Origin of the sequence: Mycolicibacterium diernhoferi, from assembly GCF_019456655.1 — a bacterium.
Lineage (GTDB): Bacteria > Actinomycetota > Actinomycetes > Mycobacteriales > Mycobacteriaceae > Mycobacterium > Mycobacterium diernhoferi.
Map to the genome: position 1 here is coordinate 5,277,994 of NZ_CP080332.1, position 21,193 is coordinate 5,299,186.

Consider the following 21,193-nt stretch of genomic DNA (forward strand, 5'->3'; position numbering starts at 1 on the left):
GCTCACTGCTCCTTTGCGTGCGGTACTCCGAGGCCGTCGGCCAGGCGCTGCAACGCCACCCGCGCCAACGGAAGGTCCACTCCCACCGACTCGCCCAGCCCGAGGGCCAGTGTCAGATCCTTCTCACCCAGTCCCCGGGTGTGGGTGAACATGTCGAACAGCCAGTGATCGGGCGCCAGCGGTGACATGTCGTCGCGCAGGATGATGGCGCCGGGCCCGCCGCTCTGCGCATCGCTGTGCCGGACCACCCGCCCGAGCTTCGCCAGATCGATGCCCGCGGCCTCGGCCAGGTACTGGGCCTCGTTCGCCGCTGCGAAGCCGATGAACGTGAGCATGTTGCGGGCCAGCTTCATCCGGGTGCCGGCGCCCGGCTCACCGGCCCGCACCACCAGCGAGGCCCACTTCTTGAAGACCGGCTTGACGGTGTCGTAGGCCTCTTCGCCGGCGCCCACCATGACCGCCAGCTCGCCCTTGTCGGCCGCGCCGGCGCCGCCGCTGACCGGGGCGTCCACGATGTGAATGCCCTTGGGGCGCAGCCGCTCGGCCAGCTGCGCCGCGGTGTCCGGTTCGATCGTCGAGTGGATCGCGATGACGGTGCCGGTCGCGGCATGCTCGGCCAGCTGACCGACCACGTCGCGCACCTGCGCATCGTTGAGCACGGTGACGCTGATGACATCCGCTTTCGCGACGTCCGCCACGCTGTCGGCCAGTTCGGCGCCGAGCTCGGCCAGTGGGGTCATCGCCTCGGTGCGCACGTCGTAGACGATCAGGCCGCCGGGCCAGTCGGCCAACCGTTTCGCCATCGGGGCGCCCTGGTTTCCCAGCCCGATGTAGCCCAGCTTCGGCGCGGTGTCACTCATGAGCGGATGATCTGTCCGCCGTCGACGTTGAAGATCTGCCCGGTGATCCACTTGGCCTCATCCGAGAGCAGGAACAGGCACATGCCGACCAGATCCTCGGGCTGCCCCATCCGGGACAGCGGGATGTTCTTCACGATGTCGGCCACCATCTCCTGGGGGGTGGTGGTGCGGTTGGCCTCGGTGTCGATCGGGCCCGGGGCAATGGCGTTGATCCGGATGTTCTGGCCGCCGAGCTCACGGGAGAGCTGCTGGGTGAGGCCGTTGATGCCGACCTTGGCCAGACCGTAGAAGTTCGCGTAGAGCCAGGCGGCCGTCGAGGACTGGTTGACGATGGCGCCGCCGCCACGCTTGGCCATCTTCTTGTAGACCGCGCGGGTGCACCACAGCGCACCGTCGAGGTTCACGCTCATGAACTTCTTGTAGTACTCCGGGTCCACCGTGACCAGGAAGTCCAGCTTCATGCCGCCGAAGATGGCCGCATTGTTCACCAGGTAGTCGATGCCGCCGAACTCCGCGAGCGTGGCCGCGGCCATCTCCTTGGCCGACTCCGGGTCGGAGACGTCGACGCGCACCGCCAGCGCGTTGCCGCCCTCGCCCAAGATGCCGTCGGCGACCTTCTGTGCGCCTTCGAAGTTGATGTCGGCGACCACGACGGCGGCACCCTGACGTGCCAGCGCCTCGGCGTACGCCTGGCCGATACCGCCGCCGGCACCGGTGACGATGCCCACCTTGTTGTCGAACTGTCCCATCGAAAATCTCCTCAGTTGGCTAGCGTCGCGATGAGCTTGGTTTCCAGGTACTCCTCGAAACCGGCCACGCCCATCTCGCGGCCGACCCCGGATTGCTTGTAACCGCCGAACGGCGCGTCGGCGGAGTACCAGATGCCGCCGTTGACGTTGACCGTGCCGACCCGCAGGCGCGCCGCGACCGCCTGCGCACGGTCGTCGTCACCGGAGAACACCGTGCCCGACAGGCCGTACGGGGAGTCGTTGGCGATGCGCACGGCATCGTCGTCGCCGTCGTGGGCGATCACCGTCAGCACCGGGCCGAAGATCTCCTCGCGGGACACCCGCGCCGAGTTGTCCAGTCCGGCGATCACGGTCGGCTCGATGAAAAAGCCGGTGTCCAGGTCCGCCGGGCGTCCGCCGCCACACGCGAACCGGCCGCCCTCGGCGATCGCGGAGTCCAGGTAGCCCTGGATGCGGTCACGCTGGCGGGCCGAGATGACCGGCCCGCACACGGTGCGCTTGCTGTTCGGGTCGCCCGGCTTGATGCCGGATAGCGTTGCCGCCGCAGCCTCGACGGCGTCGTCATACTTCGCCCTGGGCACCACCAGCCGGGTGGTGATGGCGCAACCCTGTCCGGCGTGCATGGCGACGGTGAAGGCCGCCATCGCGCACGCCCCGTTCAGGTCCGCGTCATCGAGCACCAGAAAGGCGGACTTGCCGCCGAGTTCCAGGAACACCTTCTTGATGGTCACCGCCGCGTCGGTCATCACCGCGCGACCGGTGGCGGTGGACCCGGTGAACGAAACCATGTCCACCCGTGGGTCTTTGGAGAGCAGGGCGCCGACGGAGTGATCGTCGGAGGTGACGATGTTGATCACCCCCGCCGGGAAGTCGGTGTGCTCGGCGATGATCTCGCCGAGCACGGCGGCCGCCCATGGGGTGTCCGGGGCCGGTTTGAGAATCAACGTGTTGCCCGCGGCCAGCGCCGGGCCGATCTTGGCCAGGTTGATCTGATGCGGGAAGTTCCACGGGGTGATGGCGCCGACGACGCCGACGGCCTCCCGGGCGATGGTGCGGTTGGTCGGGATCCCCTGCGGTGTCGCGTGCCCCAGATCGGTTCGCCACGCATAGTTCTCCGCGGTATCGGCGGAGAACGCGAGATCGTCGACCGGCCCCTCCAGCTGAGCGCCCGAGGTCAGCATCCGCGGAGCGCCCACCTCCGAGATCGTCAGTTCCCGCAGATCTTCGATATTGGCCTGCAACGCTTCCCGGAGCTGGCGCAGGCAGCGCACCCGCAGCTCGGTGTTGGTCGACCAGTCGGTGCCGTCGAAGGCGGTCCGCGCGGCGCCGATGGCCGAGCTCATATCCGTCTCGTCGGCATTGGCCGCGACGCCGAGCACCTCTTCGGTGGCCGGGTTGACCGTCTGGAAGGTTCCCCCGCTTCCGGCGACCAGCTTGCCGTCGATGAACAACCGGCTCTCGCGATCCGCCAGAATCGACATCCCACTCCTCATGTTTCGGTGGTCCACATTCTCTGGACAAGTGTCCGACATCAGTCCACCGAACCATAACCTTAGGTCCGCGGCGGTGGCAAGACCCGGCATCGCCACCGGACCGACGGTCGCACGGCTGGGCCTCTGTACTGGTATTTCAGGCCAGATGCTTGCTCCGGGACGATGTCATCCGATAACTTGGACATGTGTCCAGCGATCCGGTGTCAACCGTCACAGGCAAGGCGGACGGCAAGCCTGCCGAGGCGCCGCGCAACCGACGGCAGGAAGAGACCTTCCGCAAGGTGGTCGCCGCCGGCATGGAGATGCTGCGCGAGTCGTCCTATGCGGATCTGACGGTGCGCGCTGTGGCGGCCCGGGCCAAGGTCGCCCCCGCCACCGCCTACACCTACTTCTCGTCGAAGAACCACCTGATCGCCGAGGTGTACCTGGATCTGGTGAAGCAGGTCCCGTACTTCACCGATGTCAACGACTCGATGACCACCCGCGTCGACAAGGCCGTGCGCGCCCTGGCCCTCGTCGTGGCCGACGAACCGGAGGTCGCCGCGGCCTGCACCACCGCTCTGATGAGCGGGAGCAGCGACCCCGCTGTCCGCAAGGTCCGCGACCGGATCGGCGCCGAGATCCACAAGCGCATCCGTTCCGCCGTCGGCCCCGACGCCGACCCCCGCATCGTCTCCGCGCTGGAGATGACGTTCTTCGGCGCACTCGTCAACGCCGGCAGCGGCGCCTTCACCTACCACCAGATCGCCGACCGACTCACCTATGTCGTCGGGCTGATCCTGGGCGAGGAGTCCAAATGAGCTCACCCACTGTCGACCTGATCCTCGACCCGTACAGCTACGACTTCCACGAGGACCCGTATCCGTACTACAAGCGATTGCGCGACGAGGCCCCGATCTATCACAACGAAAAGCTGAAGTTCTGGGCGCTGTCCCGGCATGCGGACGTGGTGGCGGGCTTCCGCAACAGTGTTGCCCTGTCCAACAAGCACGGGGTGTCCCTGGACCCGATCTCGCGCAACGACGAGGCACACCGGGTGATGTCGTTTCTGGCCCTCGACGATCCCGGCCATCTGCGGTTGCGCACCCTGGTGTCCAAGGGCTTCACCCCGCGGCGCATCCGGGAGTTGGAGGGCCGGGTCACCGAGATCGCCGTGCAGCACCTCGATGCCGCGCTGCAGTCCGACACGTTCGACTACGTGGACGATTTCGCGGGCAAGCTCCCGATGGATGTGATCTCGGAGCTGATGGGGGTGCCCGACGAGGACCGGGTCCGCATCCGCGCCCAGGCCGATGCGGTGATGCACCGCGAGGACGGTGTCGCCGACGTGCCCGCCTCGGCCATCGAGGCCTCCGGGGAACTGCTGGTCTACTACGCCGACATGGTCAAGCAACGCCGCAAGCGCCCCAGCGACGATCTGACCTCGGCGCTGGTCGAGGCCGAGATCGACGGGGACAAGCTCACCGACGACGAGATCATGGCGTTCCTGTTCCTGATGGTGGTGGCCGGGAATGAGACCACCACCAAACTCCTGGCCAATGCCGCCTTCTGGGGCTACAAGAACCCGGACCAGCTGGCCCCGGTCTTCGACGACCACGACCTGGTCACGCCGTGGGTGGAGGAGACGCTGCGCTATGACGCCTCCAGCCAGATCCTGGCCCGTGCGGTGGTCGAGGACATCACGTTCTATGACACCACCGTGCCCGCCGGCGATGTGCTCGTCCTGCTGATCGGCTCGGCCAACCGCGACGAACGGGTCTTCGAGAACCCCGACGATTACCGCATCGACCGTGAGATCGGCCCCAAGCTGGTGAGTTTCGGCAGCGGCGCCCACTTCTGCCTCGGCGCGCACCTGGCCCGGATGGAGGCCCGGGTGGCACTGACCGAACTGTTCAAACGGATCCGCGCATTCGAGATCGACGAGGCGAACTCCGTCCGGGTCCACTCCAGTAGCGTTCGCGGTTTTGCTCACCTCCCGATGACCGTCCAGCTCCGCTGAGACCGAAAGGCCCTGTATTCATGCCCAGATTTGATCCTCTGCCCGACCGCCGGCCCGCGCTCGTCGCCGGCGCGTCCTCCGGAATCGGCGAGGCGACCGCGATCAAACTCGCCACCAACGGTTTCCCGGTCGCCCTCGGCGCCCGCCGGGTGGAAAAGCTGCAGGAGATCGTCGGCAAGATCCGCGCCGACGGCGGTGAAGCGATCGCGGTGCACCTCGACGTCACCGACCCCGACTCGGTGAAGGCGGCCGTCGAGCAGACCGTCTCCGAACTCGGCGAGATCGAGGTGCTGGTCGCCGGCGCCGGGGACACCAACTTCGGCAAGCTGCACGAGATGAGCACCGACGAGTTCGCCGACCAGCTGCAGATCCATCTGGTCGGCGCGAATCGGCTCGCCACCGCGGTACTGCCCGGCATGATCGAGCGCCGGCGTGGCGACCTGATCTTCGTCGGATCCGATGTGGCCCTGCGGCCACGGCCGCATATGGGCGCCTACGGCGCCGCGAAGGCCGGCCTGGTCGCCATGGTGACCAACCTGCAGATGGAACTGGAAGGCACCGGGGTTCGCGCCTCGATCGTGCACCCGGGCCCGACCATGACCTCGATGGGCTGGAGCCTGCCGGCCGAGAAGATCGGTCCCGCGCTGGAGGACTGGGCCAAGTGGGGCCAGGCGCGCCACGACTACTTCATGCGCGCCGCCGACCTCGCCCGCGCCATCACCTTCGTGGCCGAAACCCCGCGCGGCCACTACATCGCGAACATGGAACTGCAGCCCGAGGCTCCGCTGGCGGACGTCAAGGACCGACAGAAACTTGCTCTCGGCGAGGAGGGAATGCCGTCATGACGACCGCGATCGTGCCCCGGGTTTCCGGCGGCGAGGAGGAGCACGGCCACCTCGAGGAGTTCCGCACCGACCCGATCGGGCTGATGCAGCGCGTCCGGGCCGAGTGCGGGGACGTCGGCTGGTTCCAGCTCGCCGACAAGCAGGTGGTGCTGCTGTCCGGCGCGGAGGCCAACGAGTTCTTCTTCCGGTCCAGCGACAGTGAGCTCAACCAGGCCGAGGCCTACCCGTTCATGACGCCGATCTTCGGCGAGGGCGTGGTGTTCGACGCCGATCCCGAACGCCGGGCGGAGATGCTGCACAACACCGCGCTGCGCGGCGAGCAGATGAAGGGCCACGCCGCCACCATCGAGAACGAGGTCAAGAAGATCATCGCCGACTGGGGCGATGAAGGTGAGATCGAACTGCTCGACTTCTTCTCCGAGCTGACGATCTACACCTCGACGGCCTGCCTGATCGGCTTGAAGTTCCGTGAACAGCTCGACAGCCGCTTCGCGCACTACTATCACCAGCTCGAGCGCGGCACCGACCCGCTCTGCTATGTCGACCCGTACCTGGACATCGAGAGCTTCCGGATCCGCGACGAGTCGCGGGTCAAGCTCGTGGAGCTGGTCCAGGAGATCATGAACGGCCGGATCGCCAATCCTCCCAAGGGCAAGGAGGATCGCGACCTGCTCGACGTGCTGGTCTCCATCAAGGATGAAGAGGGCAACCCGCGCTTCACCGCGAACGAGGTCACCGGCATGTTCATCTCGCTGATGTTCGCCGGCCACCACACCAGCTCGGGCACCTCCTCGTGGACGTTGATCGAGTTGCTGCGCCACCCGGAGTTCTACGCCAAGGTGCAGGCCGAGCTCGACGATCTGTACTCCGACGGTCAGGAGGTGAGTTTCCATGCGCTGCGCCAGATCCCGAACCTGGACAATGCGCTCAAGGAGACCCTGCGCCTGCACCCGCCGCTGATCATCCTGATGCGGGTGGCCCAGGACGAGTTCGAGGTCGCCGGCCACCCGATCCACAAGGGCCAGATGGTGGCCGCCTCCCCGGCGATCTCCAACCGCATCCCCGAGGACTTCCCCGACCCGGACGCCTTCGACCCCAGCCGGTACGAGAAGCCGCGGCAGGAGGATCTGATCAACCGGTGGACCTGGATCCCCTTCGGTGCGGGCAAGCACCGCTGCGTGGGAGCGGCGTTCGCGCAGATGCAGATCAAGGCGATCTTCTCGGTGTTGTTGCGCGAGTATGAGTTCGAGATGTCACAGCCCTCGGAGACCTACCGCAACGACCACTCCAAGATGGTCGTGCAGCTGGCTCAGCCCGCCAAGGTGCGCTACCGCAGGCGCCAGACCGGCGGGCCGGAGCACAGCGACCGGGGAATCGAAAAGGCCTGAGATGGGCTGCTACCGGATCAACCTCGACGAAGACCTGTGCCAGGGCCACGCCATGTGCGAGCTGGAGGCACCCGACGTCTTCTCCGTGCCCAAGCGCGGTGTCGTCGAGATCCTCGACCACGAACCACCCGACGAACTGCGCGAGGCGGTCGAGTTGGCCGTCGAAATGTGTCCCACCCGAGCACTATCAATCACAGAGAACGAGAAGGGTTGAGCCGATGGCGTCAAGAGAACAACTCGAGAACTGGGTCGAGCGTTGGCTGCAGGCCAACAAGGACGCCGAGGCGGCCGGTGACTGGAAGCCGCTGGCGGACTTCTACACCTCCGACGCCACCTACGGCTGGAACATCGGCCCCAAGGAAGACGTCATGTGCGTGGGCAAGGAGGAGATAGCCGAGATCGCCCTGGGCCTGGAGATGCTCGGCCTGGAGAACTGGTACTACGAGTACCAGCGCACACTCATCGACGACAAGCAGAACGAGATCGTCGGCTTCTGGAAGCAGATCGCCAAGAAGAGCGACGGCACCGAGAGCGAGATCTACGGGATCGGCGGCAGTTGGTTCCGGCTCAACGATGAGCTGTTGATCGAGTGGCAGCGCGACTTCTTCGACTTCGGCCACGTCGCGAAGGGCTACGCAAAGCTCATCGAATCCGGTGACCTGACCCCGGCCATGCAGCAGCGCATCGAGCGGTCATTGTCCGGGGAGAAGCTGCCCGGCTACTACCCGCTGGGGCAGGCACCTGTTCCAATCTGGTGATACACCCAACCACCCGGTTGGTTGTTTTGTGACATAGGTTACTAAGCTATCTTCGGACAAGTTAGTCACAGTCTCCACGAAAGCAAGGATCTTGATGAAGACAAAAGGCGCCATCATCCGGGAGTTCAACCAGCCGTGGTCGATCGAGGAGATCGAGATCGGCGACCCGGTAAAAGATGAGGTCAAGATCCAGATGGAGGCCTCCGGGATGTGCCATTCCGACCACCATCTGGTGACCGGAGACATCCCGATGTTCGGGTTCCCGGTGCTGGGCGGGCACGAGGGCGCCGGCATCGTCACCGAGGTCGGCCCGGGTGTGGAGAACATCAAGCCCGGCGACCACGTCGTGCTGTCGTTCATCCCGTCCTGCGGTGAATGCCCGTCGTGTCAGGCCGGCCTGCGCAACCTCTGCGATCTCGGCGCGGGCCTGCTGGCCGGCGTCGCCGTCTCCGACGGCACCCACCGCATCCACACCGCCTCGGGCGACCCGGTGTTCCCGATGACCCTGCTGGGCACCTTCTCCCCGTACATGGTCGTGCACAAGAGCTCGGTGGTGAAGATCGACGAGTCGATCCCGTTCGAGGTCGCCTGCCTGGTCGGCTGCGGCGTCACCACCGGGTACGGCTCGGCCGTGCGCAGTGGCGACATCCGCCCCGGCGAGGACGTCGCGATCGTCGGCATCGGCGGCGTCGGCATGGGCGCCCTGCAGGGTGCGGTCAACGCCGGTGCCCGCAACATCTTCGCCATCGACCCGATCGAGTGGAAGCGTGACCAGGCGCTCAAGTTCGGCGCCACGCACGTCTACCCGGACATCGAGTCGGCGATGGGCGGCATCGCCGAGGTCACCCACGGCGGCATGGCACGTAAGACCATCGTCACCGTCGGCGAGCTCAAGGGCAAGGACGTCGACAGCTACCTGAGCATCACGAGCAAGGGCGGCACCTGCGTGCTGACCGCCGTCGGCAGCATGTCCGACACCAACGTGACGCTGAACCTGTCGATGTTGACCCTGCTGCAGAAGAACCTGCAGGGCACCATCTTCGGTGGCGGCAACCCGCACCACGACATCCCGCTGCTGCTGTCGATGTACAAGGCCGGCCGCCTGAACCTCGATGACATGGTCACCCGGCAGTACAAGCTGGAACAGATCAACGACGGCTACAAGGACATGCTCGAAGGCCGCAACATCCGCGGCGTCATCCGTTACACCGACGCGGACCGCTGACCCACACTCGCCGGCACCGTGTTCTGCTGTGCAGGACACGGTGCCGGCGAGCAGGGTGTGAAAGGAAACATGACCGATTCACCTGTCGTCCTCGCGTCCCAGGCATCCTGGCGCTGTGTGCAAGCCGGCGATGGCGAGGGCTGGCTCGCGCTGATGTCCGACGACATCGTCATCGAGGATCCGATCGGTGAGGCCGTCACCAACCCGGACGGCAGTGGGGTGCGCGGCAAGGAGGCCGTACGAGCCTTCTTCGACACCAACATCGGTCCCAACAAGCTCACGGTCACCTGCGAGGAGACGTTCCCGTCCAGCTCGCCGACCGAGATCGCCTACATCCTGGTGCTGCGTACCGAGTTTCCCAACGGGTTCGTGGCCACCGTGCGCGGCGTGTTCACCTACCGGGTGAACGATGCGGGCCTCATCACGAACCTGCGCGGCTACTGGAACATGGACGCCATGAAGTTCTCCGAGGTGGAGAAGACAGATTAGCGGTGCGCTCACCGACCGCGCCGCCGTCGTGGTCGGCGGCACCCGCGGTATCGGCTTGGCGGTGGCCGAACTGCTGGCCGCCCAGGGCGCCCGGGTGCTGGTCAACGGCCGCGACCCGGAAGCGGTAGCACAAGCCGCACAACATGTTTCGGGTATCGGATATGCCGGTTCGCCCGCCGATCCGACGGTGGCCGACGACCTGGTCGAGGCCTGTGTCGCCGAGTTCGGCCGGATCGACATCCTGATCAACTGCGCGGGCACCGCGGAACCACCGGGATCCTCGATACTGTCCATCACCAGCGCACAGTTTCGCGATCTGGTCGACGCCCACCTGGGCACCGCGTTCGAGACGGCCCGCGCGGCGGCGCCGCACATGGTCGCCCAAGGTTCCGGCGCCATCGTCAACACCAGTTCGTTCGCCTACCTGGGTGACTACGGCGGCACCGGCTACCCGGCCGGCAAGGGCGGCGTCAACGGCCTCACGCTGGCCATCGCCGCGGAACTGAAAGACCGAGGGGTACGGGCCAATGTGGTGTGCCCGGGGGCGAAGACCCGGCTGTCCACCGGCACCGACTACGAGCAGCACATCACCGAGCTCAACCGGCGCGGTCTACTCGACGACGTCAGTTTCCAGGGAGCGCTGGACGCCGGGCCCGCCGGCCACGTGGCCCCCACCTACGCCTATCTCGTCAGCGACCTGGCCAAGGACGTCACCGGCCGGATCTTCATCGCCGCGGGCGGTTTCATCGGCGAGTTCGCCCGCCCCACGCCGGGTTTCATCGGCTACCGCGATCACCACGACACCCCGCCCTACACCCTGGACGAGGTGCACGCCCTGATTCAGGACGGCTGAAGCTCCCGCCTGCTCGCCTCGCGGGCCAGCAGCCGGTCACGCTGTTCCTCGAACCGCACGACCTTGGTCGCCAGATCCTCCAGGAATGCCGCGAGTTGCTCGCGCCGCGCCTCGCCCCGGGCGCTGAAGTCGTTGCGCTCGAAGATGTCCCACTTACGCAGGGTCGGCATGATCACCTCGTCGAGGTGCTGGCGCAGATCGTAGATCCCGTGCTTGGCCATCAGCACGCCGTTGCGCCGGAAGTCGGGCATGCCCTGACCCGGCATCCGGAAGTTCTCGACCACGGCGGCCACCGCGTCCAAGGTCTGGTCCGGGGACAGATCCAACGCGGCGCCACAGACGTTGCGGTAGAAGATCATGTGCAGGTTCTCGTCGGCGGCGATGCGCTGCAGCAACCGGTCGGCGATCGGGTCATCGCAGACCTTGCCGGTGTTGCGGTGACTCACCCGGGTGGCGAGTTCCTGGAAGGTCACGTAGGACACCGACATCAAGAACTCCGAGTCGTGCTTGGCCCGTTCCTCGTCGGTGGCGGCGAAGCCGTTCGTGACGTGCTCCATCCGGGCCCGCTCCAGCGCCTCCACATCGACGGCGCGGGTCACCACCAGGTAGTCACGGAGCGCGATACCGTGCCGGTTCTCCTCGGTGGTCCACCGGTTCACCCAGGTACCCCACGGGCCGTCCTGGGAGAAGCTGCCTGCGGCCTCCCGGTGGTAGGACGGCAGGTTGTCCTCGGTGAGCAGGTTGGTGATCATCGCAGCGCGTGCGACCTCGCCCAACTGCGACTGTTCGATACACCAGTCGGCGCCGCCGGTGGCCGCGAAATTACGCCCCTGCTCCCACGGCACATAGTCGTGCGGGTACCAGTCCTTGGTCGTGGACAGGTGCCGGTTGACGTTGTCCGCGGCGATCGGCTCGAGCTCGCGCAGCAGCACAGCGTCGTTCATCGGTTTCTGCAAGGTGGGGCCTTCCATTCGGCAGTCGCAGCCGCTGTACAGCGGCCACCGCGCACCGAATGGACCCAACACCCGGAGTGTCATGTACTTGCGTACACAACATCGCCGCTTAGCACTGTACTGGCAGCCGACCCGCAGCGCCGAAACCGACACCTATGCTCGTACCCATGGCGACCGTCTTCAGCATGATCATCAACGGGGATCTGCCCGGCCGATTCGTCTATGAGGACGACGAGATCGTGGCGTTCCTGACCATCGAGCCGATGACGCAGGGCCACACCCTGGTGGTGCCACGCGCCGAGGTGGACAACTGGCAGGATCTCGACCCCGCCCTGTTCGGGCGGGTGATGGCGGTCTCGCAGAAGATCGGCAAGGCCGTCTGCGCGGCGTTCGAGACGGAACGGGCCGGCATGATCATCGCCGGCCTGGAGGTGCCGCACCTGCATGTGCACGTGTTCCCGGCGCGCAACCTCAGCGACTTCGGGTTCGCCAACGTGGACCGCAACCCGTCGCCGGAGTCCCTCGATGAGGCACAGGCGAAGATCAAAGCCGCACTCGCTCAGCTGGGCTGAGCCGCCTCCGAGGTCGCCGCCGGAACGGCTCCAGCCACGTCCAGGATGCGGGGCAGGCTGACCCGGAACCGGGACCCACGACCGGGTGCGGACTGCACCGACACCGTGCCGCCATGCGCGGCCACCAACGAGTCGACGATCGACAGGCCGAGGCCGAACCCGCCGCTGGCGCGGGTGCGCGAGGTGTCCGCGCGGTAGAACCGCTCGAAGACACGCTGCGCGTCCTCGGGTTTCATGCCGGGCCCCTGATCGCACACCTCGAGCACGGCGTCGCTGTCATCGGTGCCCACCCGCACGGTGATGTCCGTATCCTGCGGAGTGTGCTGTAGGGCGTTGGACATCAGGTTGCTGAACACCTGGCGCAACCGCGCCTCGTCGCCGAGGACCTCCGGGATGCCCGGGCCGTCGAACACCTCCATCCGGATCCGCCGCCCGGGCGCCACCGTCTGCGCGTCGTGCACCGCATCGGTGGCCAGTGCCAGCAGGTCGACCCGGCCCTCGTCCAGCGGCCGCTGCTCATCGAGTCGGGCCAGCAGCAACAGGTCCTCGACCAGCAGGCCCATCCGGCCGGCCTCGCTCTCGATGCGGCCCATCAGCATGTCCGTGTCGCGGGTCGCGCCCTGGCGGTACAACTCGGCGTAACCGCGGATGGTGGTCAGCGGGGTGCGCAGATCATGGCTGGCGTCGCCGATGAACCGGCGCATCCGCTCCTCGGATTCGCGGGCCAGTTCGGCCGACTGCTCCGAGGACGCCAGCGCCCGCTGGATCTGGGCCAACATACCGTTCAGCGCCAGCGACAGACGCCCCACCTCGGTGCGCGGATCACGTTGCGGGACACGGCGATCCAGTTCTCCACCGGCGATAGCGGCCGCCGTCTCCTCGACCTCGGCCAGCGGCTGCAGGCTGCGGTGCACCACCGCATACCCGACCACGCCGAGCACCAACAACACGGCCGCACCGATCGCGGCCTGCGACCAGATGAGCGCACGCATGGTGGATTCGACCTCGTTGAGGTCCATCGCGACGGTGGTCAACTCCCCGTCGGGTCCGCGGACCGTCACCGCACGCCACTTCACCTCCGAGTCGCCCTCGGAGCCCACGGTCACCGGGTCCGGGCCGACATCGTTGTCCGCGGGCAGGACCGGATCGGCGGCACCGTTCTTGACGGCCAGTCGCACACTGCCGTCGGCGTCGGTGCCGCGCACGTAGAAATTCGACGGCGGATAGGCCGGACTGGGATCGGGCACCGGGACCGCGGTCATCATGGGTGCGCGCGCCCAACCGCCGGAGGCCTCCAGCAGGGTCTGGTCGATGCGCTGGATCTCGGTGTGCCGCATCAGCGAAGTGACCGCGATGCCCGAGGCCAGCAGGCCCAGGCCCACCAGCACCAGGGTGGCCGCGACCAGTCCGACCCGCAGCGGAATCCCGCGTCTGCCCACCGGCACGCCTAGCGCGGTTCGCGCAGGACGTAGCCGACGCCGCGCAGCGTGTGCAGCAGCCGTTTCTCCCCGGTGTCGATCTTGCGGCGCAGATAGGACACGTACGACTCGACGACGTTGACGTCACCCCCGAAGTCGTAGCGCCACACGTGATCGAGGATCTTCGGTTTACTCAGGACGGTCCCGGCGTTGATCACGAAGTAGCGCAGCAGAGTGAACTCGGTGGGTGACAGCGAGACCGGCTCACCGGCCTTCCACACCTCGTGGGTCTCCTCGTCGAGTTCGATGTCGGCGAAGGTCAGCCGGGCATTGCGGGGCTCCTCGACACCACGGCCGACGCGACGCAGGATGACCCGCAGCCGCGCCACCACCTCCTCCAGGCTGAACGGTTTGGTGACGTAGTCGTCACCGCCGAGGGTGAGCCCGGTGATCTTGTCCTGCAGGTTGTCCCGGGCGGTGAGGAACAGCGCCGGTGCGTCGATACCGTCGGCGCGCATCCGGCGCAGCACTCCGAAGCCGTCCATACCGGGCATCATCACGTCCAGGATGACCGCATCGGGCCGGATCTCGCGGGCCTTGTCCAGCGCGTCGGTGCCGCTGGAGGCGGTATGCACCTCGAAGCCCTGGAACTTCAGGCTCACCGAGAGCAACTCGACGATGTTGGTCTCATCGTCGACGACGAGCACCCGTGCTTCGGGGATGCTGTGCGTGGATTCCGAAATCGCTGCCATGGCCATGAGACCACGGTCCTCCGCAGACTTGAAGCGAAGCTGCGTACTTGTTGTGAACTTGCTGAGAATGCGGTCCGGTGCCGACCTAGACTGGGTTGATGAACCTGGTCGGCACCTTCGTGCAGTTTGCCACCGCGCCCGTCCGGGCCGGCTTGGCCGTCGCCGACCTGGGCCTCAACATCGCCACCGGCTCGCTCAAGGTGGTGCGGCGTTCGCTCGACGATCCCGGGGCGGTGGGCAACGCAACCTCGTTCGCGGCCATGCTCGGCATCGACGACGCGGTGGACCGCGCGAACCGGCTGGCCCGGCTGATGGACGACGACGCCCCACTGGGTCGCGCACTCGCCCCGGAGGGCCCGCTCAACCAGCTGCTGCGACCGGGTGGCCTGGTGGATCAGCTGACCGCCCCCGGTGGACTGCTGGACCGGCTCAATGCCGAGAACGGCCCGGTGGCCCGGGCGCTGGCCAAGGACGGGCTGATCGATCAGGTCACCGCGGAGGGCGGCCTGGTGGATCGGCTGACCGCCGACGGTGGCGTGGTGACCCGGGTGATCGCCCCCGGCGGGCTGGCCGACCGGTTGCTGGCCGAGGACGGTGTCGTGGACCGGGCGCTGCGCGAGGACGGGGTCGCCGATCAGCTGCTGGCCGAGAACGGGCCGGTGGGCCGTGCCCTGTCCAGGGGCGGTCTGGTCGACCAGGTGACCGCCGAGGGCGGGTTGATCGACCGGTTGACCACCGACAGCGGGGCGCTGTCCCGGGTGATCGCCCCGGGCGGGCTGGCCGACCAGCTGCTCGCCGACGACGGGCTGATCGAGCGGATCCTGCGCGAGGACGGGGTGGTGGACACCCTGTTGGCCGAGGGCGGGCTGCTGGACACCCTCACCGACCCGGACGGACCGCTGCTCAAGCTCGCCGATGTGGCCGACACCCTGAACCGGCTCACTCCCGGGTTGGAGGCGCTCACGCCGACGATCGACGCGCTGCACGAGGCCGTGATCACGCTGTCGCAGGTGGTGAACCCGCTGAGCAATATCGCCGGCCGCATCCCGCTGCCGCGTCAGCGCGGACGGCGCACCAGCACCGGGCCGCGGGCGGTGGTCTCCGAACGGATCATCGACGAGGAACGCTAAGCTGTCCGGCGTACCACCGCCTCCTTAGCTCAGTGGTAGAGCACTTGCCTTGTAAGCATGATGTCATCGGTTCAATCCCGATAGGAGGCTCCACCTCCGGCCCGATTTGTCGGTGCTGATCCCTAGTGTCGGTTCATGAGCCTCTGCCTCGGCTGCGGCGCAACGCTTTCCAAGCGCAGCCAGAAGACGTACTGCAGCAATACATGTCAGGCCGCCGTCCGCCGCAATGCCAGCACAGTGCTATGGCTGCAGTCCGGCGATGCCAAGATTCGCGGCGAGCGGGGCAATTACATCCGCAGACACATCGCCGCCGAACAGGACGGCCGCTGCGCCATCTGTGGCAGTGCCAGCACCTGGCAGGGGTCGGCGTTGACACTGATCCTGGACCACATCGACGGCAACCCGACCAACAACCGCCGCGAGAACCTGCGCCTGGTCTGCCCGAACTGCGACTCGCAGTTGCCGACATACAAGAGCCGCAACCGGGGCAGCGGGCGGGCGTCGCGCCGGCAGCGTTACGCCGACGGCAAGTCCTACTAACGAGCGGCCGCGCGCTGTGTAGGTTCTCCCCTATGTCGGACGCCGGTTTCTGGATCGCCTGGGGTCTGCCGACCCAGGGCCGCGAGCCTCAGGCCCTCGAAGCCCTGAAGAAGTCGCGCTCGTTCCTGGTCGAACTCACCGAGAGCGGACGCATCGAACGCCACGATGTGGTGATCCTGCGGCCGCAGACCAGCGAGCTCGGCGGCTTCTTCCTGGTGCAGGGCAGCACAGAGCAGATCGACGCGCTGCGGCGCGACGCGGACTTCGAGCGGTGGGTCAATCAGGTGCAGATCGTCGCCGACCGGGTCGCCATCGTCGACGCCTGGGTCAACGACGGCATCGACGAGGCCACCGACCTGTACACCGACGCCCTGCGCGAGGCCGGCCTCATCGACTGAAATCCCAGCTCAGGTGCAACCCATGTGACCTGTGGGGTACTTGCCTCTTTCGCAATCGGGCGGATTGTTGTTGGATATCTGTACTTGTTGGGCCGGGGGCGGACAGCACGGAGGCACCATCATGGGCTCAGCGGCGTATATCGGCCGGGTCGGGGGGCTGGCGGTCGCACTGGGAGTCGGTACCGCGATCGCCACCGGAGGTGGCATCGCCGTCGCCGACACCACCGACTCGTCGACGAACTCCTCGGCCAAGGACTCCTCGACGAGTTCGGCCGGGTCGGAGTCGAACTCCGGGACCGGCTCCACCGGCAGCAAGACAGACACCGAGACGTCGACTCCCGACACGGCCGACGACGCTGACGACACGGCTGGCGACCCGGACGACGAGCCGGAGGCCGGCGCCGGTAAAGACACCGAGACCGCCGAGGATCCCGCACCCGAGGCCGCCGAGAGCAAGGGCACCAAACGGGCTCGGCCCACGCTGCGCTCGGCCGAACGCAAACCGTTCGGCGCGCGCAAGGCGGCCCGTCCGCAGGCGGCGACCCCCACCGACACCACCACCACGGCCACCACGGCCACCACGGCCACCAACACCAACACCTCGGCTCCCGCGCCCGCCGTCACCGCAAGCGCGCCCGCAGATCCCACCGACTCCCTCGAAAAGGCAGACAAGGTAGCGGTTTTCGCCACGGCGCACGCGCTGGCCTCGGCCGGCACAGCCACCATCGAACGCCGGTCCACTCCCATCGCGGTGGCACCGCCCAATCCGGTGACCGCGGTGGTCAAGGTGGTGTCCAAGGTGTTGGACTGGGCGGCCGGCGTGGTCCCCGGCTCGCCGTCGAACCCGACGCTGGCCTGGACCCTGCTGGCCTTCGCCCGGCGCGAGGTCGACAACCTGCTGACCCGGTTGAGCCCGTCGCACGCCGCGGCCACCGGCGGTGTCGCCGCCGACAACATCTCCCTGGCGCTGGCCGCCGCCGCGGCCCGCCCGGGCTTCCCCCGACCCGGCGCGCAGGTGAGCGGCTCCACCACCTTCATCGACTGGGTGACCGGCAACTTCCCGCCGAACGACACCTTCAACCGGTTCGGCATCTGGGGTACCGATATCGGCGTCATGTGGGACAACGGGATCCCCGACGACCCGAACACCCCGATCAACGAGCACCAGGTGCTGATCGCTTTCGGCGACACGTTCGGCGGGCCGAACATGACCGGCACCTGGCGGTTGAACACACTGTTCCGCAGCTCCGACCACAACCTCGGCAACGGGATGACCATCCCGGCCGGAGAGTGGTTGAACGGCAACATGTTCGGCGGTTCACCGCTGTGGGAGGAAACCTACGCCCGCCAGATCATCCTGCCCGAACGGCTCCCCCGCAACCTGCCGACCGGGGTCACCCTCATCCCGACCGCCGGCATCTCCGTACCCACCCCGGGAACCCAGTACGGGGCGACCCAATACGTCAGCTTCATGTCGGTGAAGAAGTGGGGCAACGCGGGTTCCTGGACGACGAACTACTCGGCGATCGCCTACTCCGAGGACAACGGCGAGAACTGGTACATCGCGCCGACCAGCGTGCGGATGAACTCACCGGTAGGCGGCAACAAGAACTTTCAGCAGGCCGCCTTCGTGCGCCCCGGCGACGGGTTCGTGTATTCCTACGGCACCCCCAACGGACGCCAGGGCCAGGCCTACCTGTCCCGGGTGGCCGAGGCCGACATCCTCGACGTCACCAAGTACGAGTACTACAGCAAGGGCAGCAAGGGCGGACTGTTCGGCATCGGCGCCTACAAGGCCGGCTGGTACCGCAACGACCCGTCCAAGGCCACTCCGATCTTCGGCAAGGAGAAGGGCGCCTGCGGGATCAGCAAGCCCGGCAACCAGGTCAGCGAGATGTCGGTGCAGTACAACGCGACACTCGGTAAGTACGTGGCCATGCACGGCGACCAGTTCAACAACATCATCCTGCGCACCTCGGACACCCCGGAGGGCGCCTGGTCCGGCCCCAGCGTGGTGATGACCCAGCAGAACGGCGGGATCTACGCGCCGATGATGCATCCCTGGTCCCCGTCCACCCAGGGCACCGGCACCGACCTGTACTGGAACCTGTCGATCTGGAGCGAGTACAACGTCATGCTGATGAAGACAGACCTGACCAAGCTGTGACCATGACCCGACTCGCGGCCCTGCTGCTGACCGTGACCGCCCTCGCGACGGCCGCTCCCGTGTACGCGGATCCCACCGTGCCGCAGCAGGATTCGTCTTGCACCGCAGATCTCGACGGGGCGGCCACCATGCCGCCCGGCCGTAATCTGCCGCTGGTCTGCCGGGGCGGTCGCTGGCAACAGACCACCGCCCCCGGCGATCCCAGCGACCGGTGGGTCGGTTTCGGCCCGGCGATGGCGTTGCACGGCGACGGTCTGCGCAACCCGAACCTGGAGTCCGGGTCCTGGACGGCCACCCCACTCGATCCGGACACCACGTGCGCGGCCACCCAGCAGACGGTGGTCAGCGCCGGCGTCCTGGGCAGTCCGGTTGCCGCCGAAGGGGCGCCCGGACAGCGGCTTTCACTGCAGGTGTTGCCCAGCCTGTTCGACATCTCGATGACCGGGCATTGCCTCTGGGAGCGGGCCGGCGATTAGTCGGTGAACGCGATCCCGCCGGCCGAGCAGCCGGTGACCCCGGCGCCGGCCGGGAAACTGCGGGGGTCGACGTCGGCGATCACCACGTCACGATAGAAGGCCTCGTCCTCGTCGGCGGAGCATTCGAAGGCCTCGTGCAGTACCCGGAAGCTCGCCGGGGTCGCGCCCCGAATCTCCTTGCCCATCCAGTACGCCCGGCGGACGTCGGCCGCATACGCCCCCTGCAGGTGGCGCAGCGAAGCAGAGTCCGCGTCGACGATCGGCTCGTCGAGGTAGAAGGCGCCGTCCCGGTCGGTGCCGTAGGCCCCGCCGAGGACCCGGTAACTCTGCGGGTCCGCGCCCGCGATCGGGTTCCCGTTGACGTGCACCTTCTTGGCATCCCGGGTGAACAGGTAGCGCTCGGCATTCGAGATGATCACGAAGTTCTCCGGATCGTCGGACAGCACACTGCCGTCCGGCCAGTACACCGCCGCACTGTCCCGGGACAGGTCGCCGCCGAGCAGTTCGAAATGCTCCGGGTCGGTGCTGACCACCCGGTCCCGGGCGTACACATGGCGAGTGTCCTTGGCGTAACCGGAACGATCCAGCAGGACGAAACTCGCCGGGTCGGCATCCGGCAGCGCGTGCCCGTCCAGGTACACCGCACCGCGGTCGCGCGCGAACCCACCGTCGAGCACCTCGAAGCTGTCGGCATCGGCGCCGCTGACGTCAAATGCCTTGCCCGGGAACGTATTCAGGTAGTAGACCCGCCCGTCGCGCACATGGTAGCCCGCCGCGTCGAACACGGAGTTCGGCTCGCCACCACACCCGGGCAGCACAGCCAGGATCACGAGCATCACGAGGGCGATCACTGTGCGCATGCCTCATCATGGCGGTTGACGCACATAGACTCCAGACTGTGCGCGAGGTTCTCAAGGAGTTGATGACCACCTGGCGGAGCGGCGGGACCGCCGGTCTGGCCACCGTCGTGCGCACCATCAAATCCGCGCCGCGCCCGGCCGGCGCCGCACTGGTGGTCGCCCCCGACAGCAGCGTGGCGGGGTCGGTGTCGGGAGGATGCGTCGAGGGCGCGGTCTACGAACTGGCCACCGAGGTGGTGGCGACCGGGTTACCGACCCTGCAGCGCTACGGCATCAGCGACGACGACGCCTTCGCGGTCGGGCTGACCTGCGGCGGCATCCTCGACGTATTCGTCGAACCGGTGTCCCAGCAGACCTTCCCTCAGCTCGGTGAGGTGGCCGCGGCGATCGCCGAGCACCGTCCGGTCGCGGTGGCCACGGTGATCGCGCACCCGGACCCGGCCCGCCGGGGCCGCCGACTCATCGTCGAACCGGAGACCGCGGTGGGCAGCCTGGGCTCGGGGCGCGCCGACGCCGCGGTCGCCGACGATGCCCGCGGGCTGTTGCTGGCCGGCCGCACCGCGGTGCTGTCCTACGGGCCCGACGGGGAGCGCGTCGACGAGACCTCCGGCGAGACCGACACCGGCATGGAGGTGTTCGTCGCCAGTTATGCGCCGCCGCCGCGCATGCTGATCATCGGCGCCATCGACTTCGCCGCCGCCCTGGCCCAGCAGGCCACGTTTCTCGGCTACCGCGTCACGGTGTGCGATGCCCGGCCGGTGTTCGCCACGCCGGCCCGTTTCCCGTCCGCCGCCGAGGTCGTCGTCGATTGGCCGGACCGCTATCTGCGCGGGCAGCAGGACCTCGATGCGATCGACGGCCGCACCGCGATCTGCGTGCTGACCCACGACCCCAAGTTCGACGTGCCCGCGCTCGAGGTGGCGCTGCGGTTGCCCCAGGTCGGTTACATCGGAGCGATGGGTTCCCGGCGCACCCACACCGACCGGCTCGCCCGGTTGCGCGAAGCCGGCCTCACCGAGACCGATCTGGCCCGGCTGTCCAGTCCCATCGGTCTCGACCTGGGCGCCCGCACACCCGAGGAGACGGCCGTCTCGATCGTCGCCGAGATCATCGCCCGGCGCTGGGGTGGCGGCGGCCGCCCGCTCACCGCCGTGGCCGGCCGGATCCACCACGAACTGGCCGAACAGCCCGCCGTTACCAGCGCCGACGTGCGGTAACGGGACTCTCTTCTTTTGCAATTCCCCCTCTCGGGGTAGGCTAACGCCGCT

General features: G+C 67.5%; 23 protein-coding genes and 1 tRNA gene. 17 read left to right on the top strand and 7 right to left on the bottom strand.

The window, feature by feature from the left end; translation table 11 throughout:
- Positions 1-2: 2 nt before the first annotated feature.
- The 3 genes from K0O62_RS25045 to K0O62_RS25055 are packed head-to-tail and all read right to left on the bottom strand — an operon-like array spanning position 3 to position 3,090.
- Positions 3-860 carry an NAD(P)-dependent oxidoreductase gene (locus K0O62_RS25045; protein ID WP_073856650.1) on the bottom strand — a complete coding sequence of 286 codons (858 nt, stop codon included), beginning with the start codon at positions 858-860 and terminating at the stop codon, positions 3-5.
- A complete protein-coding gene (locus tag K0O62_RS25050) occupies positions 857-1,609 on the bottom strand; it encodes an SDR family oxidoreductase (RefSeq protein ID WP_073856651.1) in 753 nt (250 codons plus the stop codon). Before K0O62_RS25050 ends, K0O62_RS25045 begins: the two co-directional genes overlap by 4 nt.
- 11 nt (positions 1,610-1,620) lie before the next feature.
- Positions 1,621-3,090 (bottom strand): aldehyde dehydrogenase, encoded by a 1,470-nt coding sequence (locus K0O62_RS25055; RefSeq protein ID WP_073856652.1) that lies wholly within the window; start codon positions 3,088-3,090, stop codon positions 1,621-1,623.
- Between the two features lie 197 nt (positions 3,091-3,287).
- On the opposite strand from K0O62_RS25055, the gene K0O62_RS25060 reads away from it, so the two are divergent.
- The 9 genes from K0O62_RS25060 to K0O62_RS25100 all read left to right on the top strand — a co-directional run bounded on the left by K0O62_RS25060 (position 3,288) and on the right by K0O62_RS25100 (position 10,659).
- Positions 3,288-3,902, top strand: a complete 615-nt coding sequence (locus tag K0O62_RS25060) for a TetR family transcriptional regulator (RefSeq protein WP_073856653.1) — start codon at positions 3,288-3,290, stop codon at positions 3,900-3,902.
- On the top strand, positions 3,899-5,101 hold the full coding sequence (locus K0O62_RS25065) for a cytochrome P450 (protein ID WP_073856654.1): 1,203 nt from the start codon (positions 3,899-3,901) through the stop codon (positions 5,099-5,101). Before K0O62_RS25060 ends, K0O62_RS25065 begins: the two co-directional genes overlap by 4 nt.
- Before the next feature lie 20 nt (positions 5,102-5,121).
- A complete protein-coding gene (locus K0O62_RS25070; protein WP_073856655.1) occupies positions 5,122-5,946 on the top strand; it encodes an SDR family oxidoreductase in 825 nt (274 codons plus the stop codon).
- Positions 5,943-7,334, top strand: coding sequence for a lanosterol 14-alpha demethylase (locus tag K0O62_RS25075; protein ID WP_073856656.1), 1,392 nt, complete (start codon positions 5,943-5,945; stop codon positions 7,332-7,334). Before K0O62_RS25070 ends, K0O62_RS25075 begins: the two co-directional genes overlap by 4 nt.
- A 1-nt stretch (position 7,335) precedes the next feature.
- The gene (locus tag K0O62_RS25080; protein ID WP_073856657.1) at positions 7,336-7,548 is read left to right on the top strand and encodes a ferredoxin; all 213 of its coding nucleotides are present in this window, start codon (positions 7,336-7,338) and stop codon (positions 7,546-7,548) included.
- Between the two features lie 4 nt (positions 7,549-7,552).
- Positions 7,553-8,092, top strand: coding sequence for a nuclear transport factor 2-like protein (locus tag K0O62_RS25085; RefSeq protein ID WP_073856658.1), 540 nt, complete (start codon positions 7,553-7,555; stop codon positions 8,090-8,092).
- A gap of 94 nt (positions 8,093-8,186) precedes the next feature.
- Positions 8,187-9,317, top strand: coding sequence for an NDMA-dependent alcohol dehydrogenase (locus K0O62_RS25090; RefSeq protein ID WP_073856659.1), 1,131 nt, complete (start codon positions 8,187-8,189; stop codon positions 9,315-9,317).
- Between the two features lie 69 nt (positions 9,318-9,386).
- Positions 9,387-9,806, top strand: coding sequence for a nuclear transport factor 2 family protein (locus K0O62_RS25095; RefSeq protein ID WP_073856916.1), 420 nt, complete (start codon positions 9,387-9,389; stop codon positions 9,804-9,806).
- Between the two features lie 28 nt (positions 9,807-9,834).
- Positions 9,835-10,659: an SDR family NAD(P)-dependent oxidoreductase gene (locus tag K0O62_RS25100; RefSeq protein ID WP_073856660.1), complete on the top strand. Its 825-nt coding sequence runs from the start codon at positions 9,835-9,837 to the stop codon at positions 10,657-10,659.
- Here the strand turns inward: K0O62_RS25100 and K0O62_RS25105 are convergent.
- Positions 10,647-11,603: an acyl-ACP desaturase gene (locus tag K0O62_RS25105; RefSeq protein ID WP_073856661.1), complete on the bottom strand. Its 957-nt coding sequence runs from the start codon at positions 11,601-11,603 to the stop codon at positions 10,647-10,649. The genes K0O62_RS25100 and K0O62_RS25105 overlap by 13 nt on opposite strands.
- Positions 11,604-11,779: 176 nt before the next feature.
- On the opposite strand from K0O62_RS25105, the gene K0O62_RS25110 reads away from it, so the two are divergent.
- A complete protein-coding gene (locus tag K0O62_RS25110) occupies positions 11,780-12,184 on the top strand; it encodes an HIT family protein (RefSeq protein ID WP_073856662.1) in 405 nt (134 codons plus the stop codon).
- Here K0O62_RS25110 and K0O62_RS25115 read toward each other — a convergent pair.
- A complete protein-coding gene (locus K0O62_RS25115) occupies positions 12,172-13,629 on the bottom strand; it encodes a sensor histidine kinase (protein ID WP_097933946.1) in 1,458 nt (485 codons plus the stop codon). The two genes, K0O62_RS25110 and K0O62_RS25115, sit on opposite strands and share 13 nt — an antisense overlap.
- Before the next feature lie 2 nt (positions 13,630-13,631).
- Positions 13,632-14,360, bottom strand: coding sequence for a response regulator transcription factor (locus K0O62_RS25120; RefSeq protein ID WP_073856663.1), 729 nt, complete (start codon positions 14,358-14,360; stop codon positions 13,632-13,634).
- Positions 14,361-14,452: 92 nt separating this feature from the next.
- Between K0O62_RS25120 and K0O62_RS25125 the strand changes: the two genes are divergently transcribed.
- The 6 genes from K0O62_RS25125 to K0O62_RS25150 all read left to right on the top strand — a co-directional run bounded on the left by K0O62_RS25125 (position 14,453) and on the right by K0O62_RS25150 (position 19,065).
- Entirely contained in the window at positions 14,453-15,484 is a 1,032-nt protein-coding gene (locus tag K0O62_RS25125; RefSeq protein ID WP_073856664.1) for a hypothetical protein, read from the top strand.
- Positions 15,485-15,502: 18 nt separating this feature from the next.
- Positions 15,503-15,577, top strand: a tRNA-Thr gene (locus K0O62_RS25130).
- Between the two features lie 42 nt (positions 15,578-15,619).
- The gene (locus tag K0O62_RS25135; RefSeq protein ID WP_073856665.1) at positions 15,620-16,024 is read left to right on the top strand and encodes an HNH endonuclease signature motif containing protein; all 405 of its coding nucleotides are present in this window, start codon (positions 15,620-15,622) and stop codon (positions 16,022-16,024) included.
- A gap of 32 nt (positions 16,025-16,056) precedes the next feature.
- A complete protein-coding gene (locus K0O62_RS25140) occupies positions 16,057-16,422 on the top strand; it encodes a hypothetical protein (protein WP_073856666.1) in 366 nt (121 codons plus the stop codon).
- 121 nt (positions 16,423-16,543) lie between these two features.
- The gene (locus tag K0O62_RS25145) at positions 16,544-18,589 is read left to right on the top strand and encodes a glycoside hydrolase family 183 protein (RefSeq protein ID WP_073856667.1); all 2,046 of its coding nucleotides are present in this window, start codon (positions 16,544-16,546) and stop codon (positions 18,587-18,589) included.
- A gap of 2 nt (positions 18,590-18,591) precedes the next feature.
- Positions 18,592-19,065, top strand: coding sequence for a hypothetical protein (locus K0O62_RS25150; RefSeq protein WP_073856668.1), 474 nt, complete (start codon positions 18,592-18,594; stop codon positions 19,063-19,065).
- Here K0O62_RS25150 and K0O62_RS25155 read toward each other — a convergent pair.
- Positions 19,062-19,925 (bottom strand): DKNYY domain-containing protein, encoded by an 864-nt coding sequence (locus K0O62_RS25155; protein WP_073856669.1) that lies wholly within the window; start codon positions 19,923-19,925, stop codon positions 19,062-19,064. The genes K0O62_RS25150 and K0O62_RS25155 overlap by 4 nt on opposite strands.
- 38 nt (positions 19,926-19,963) lie before the next feature.
- On the opposite strand from K0O62_RS25155, the gene K0O62_RS25160 reads away from it, so the two are divergent.
- Positions 19,964-21,142: an XdhC family protein gene (locus K0O62_RS25160; protein ID WP_073856670.1), complete on the top strand. Its 1,179-nt coding sequence runs from the start codon at positions 19,964-19,966 to the stop codon at positions 21,140-21,142.
- Positions 21,143-21,193 lie beyond the last annotated feature (51 nt).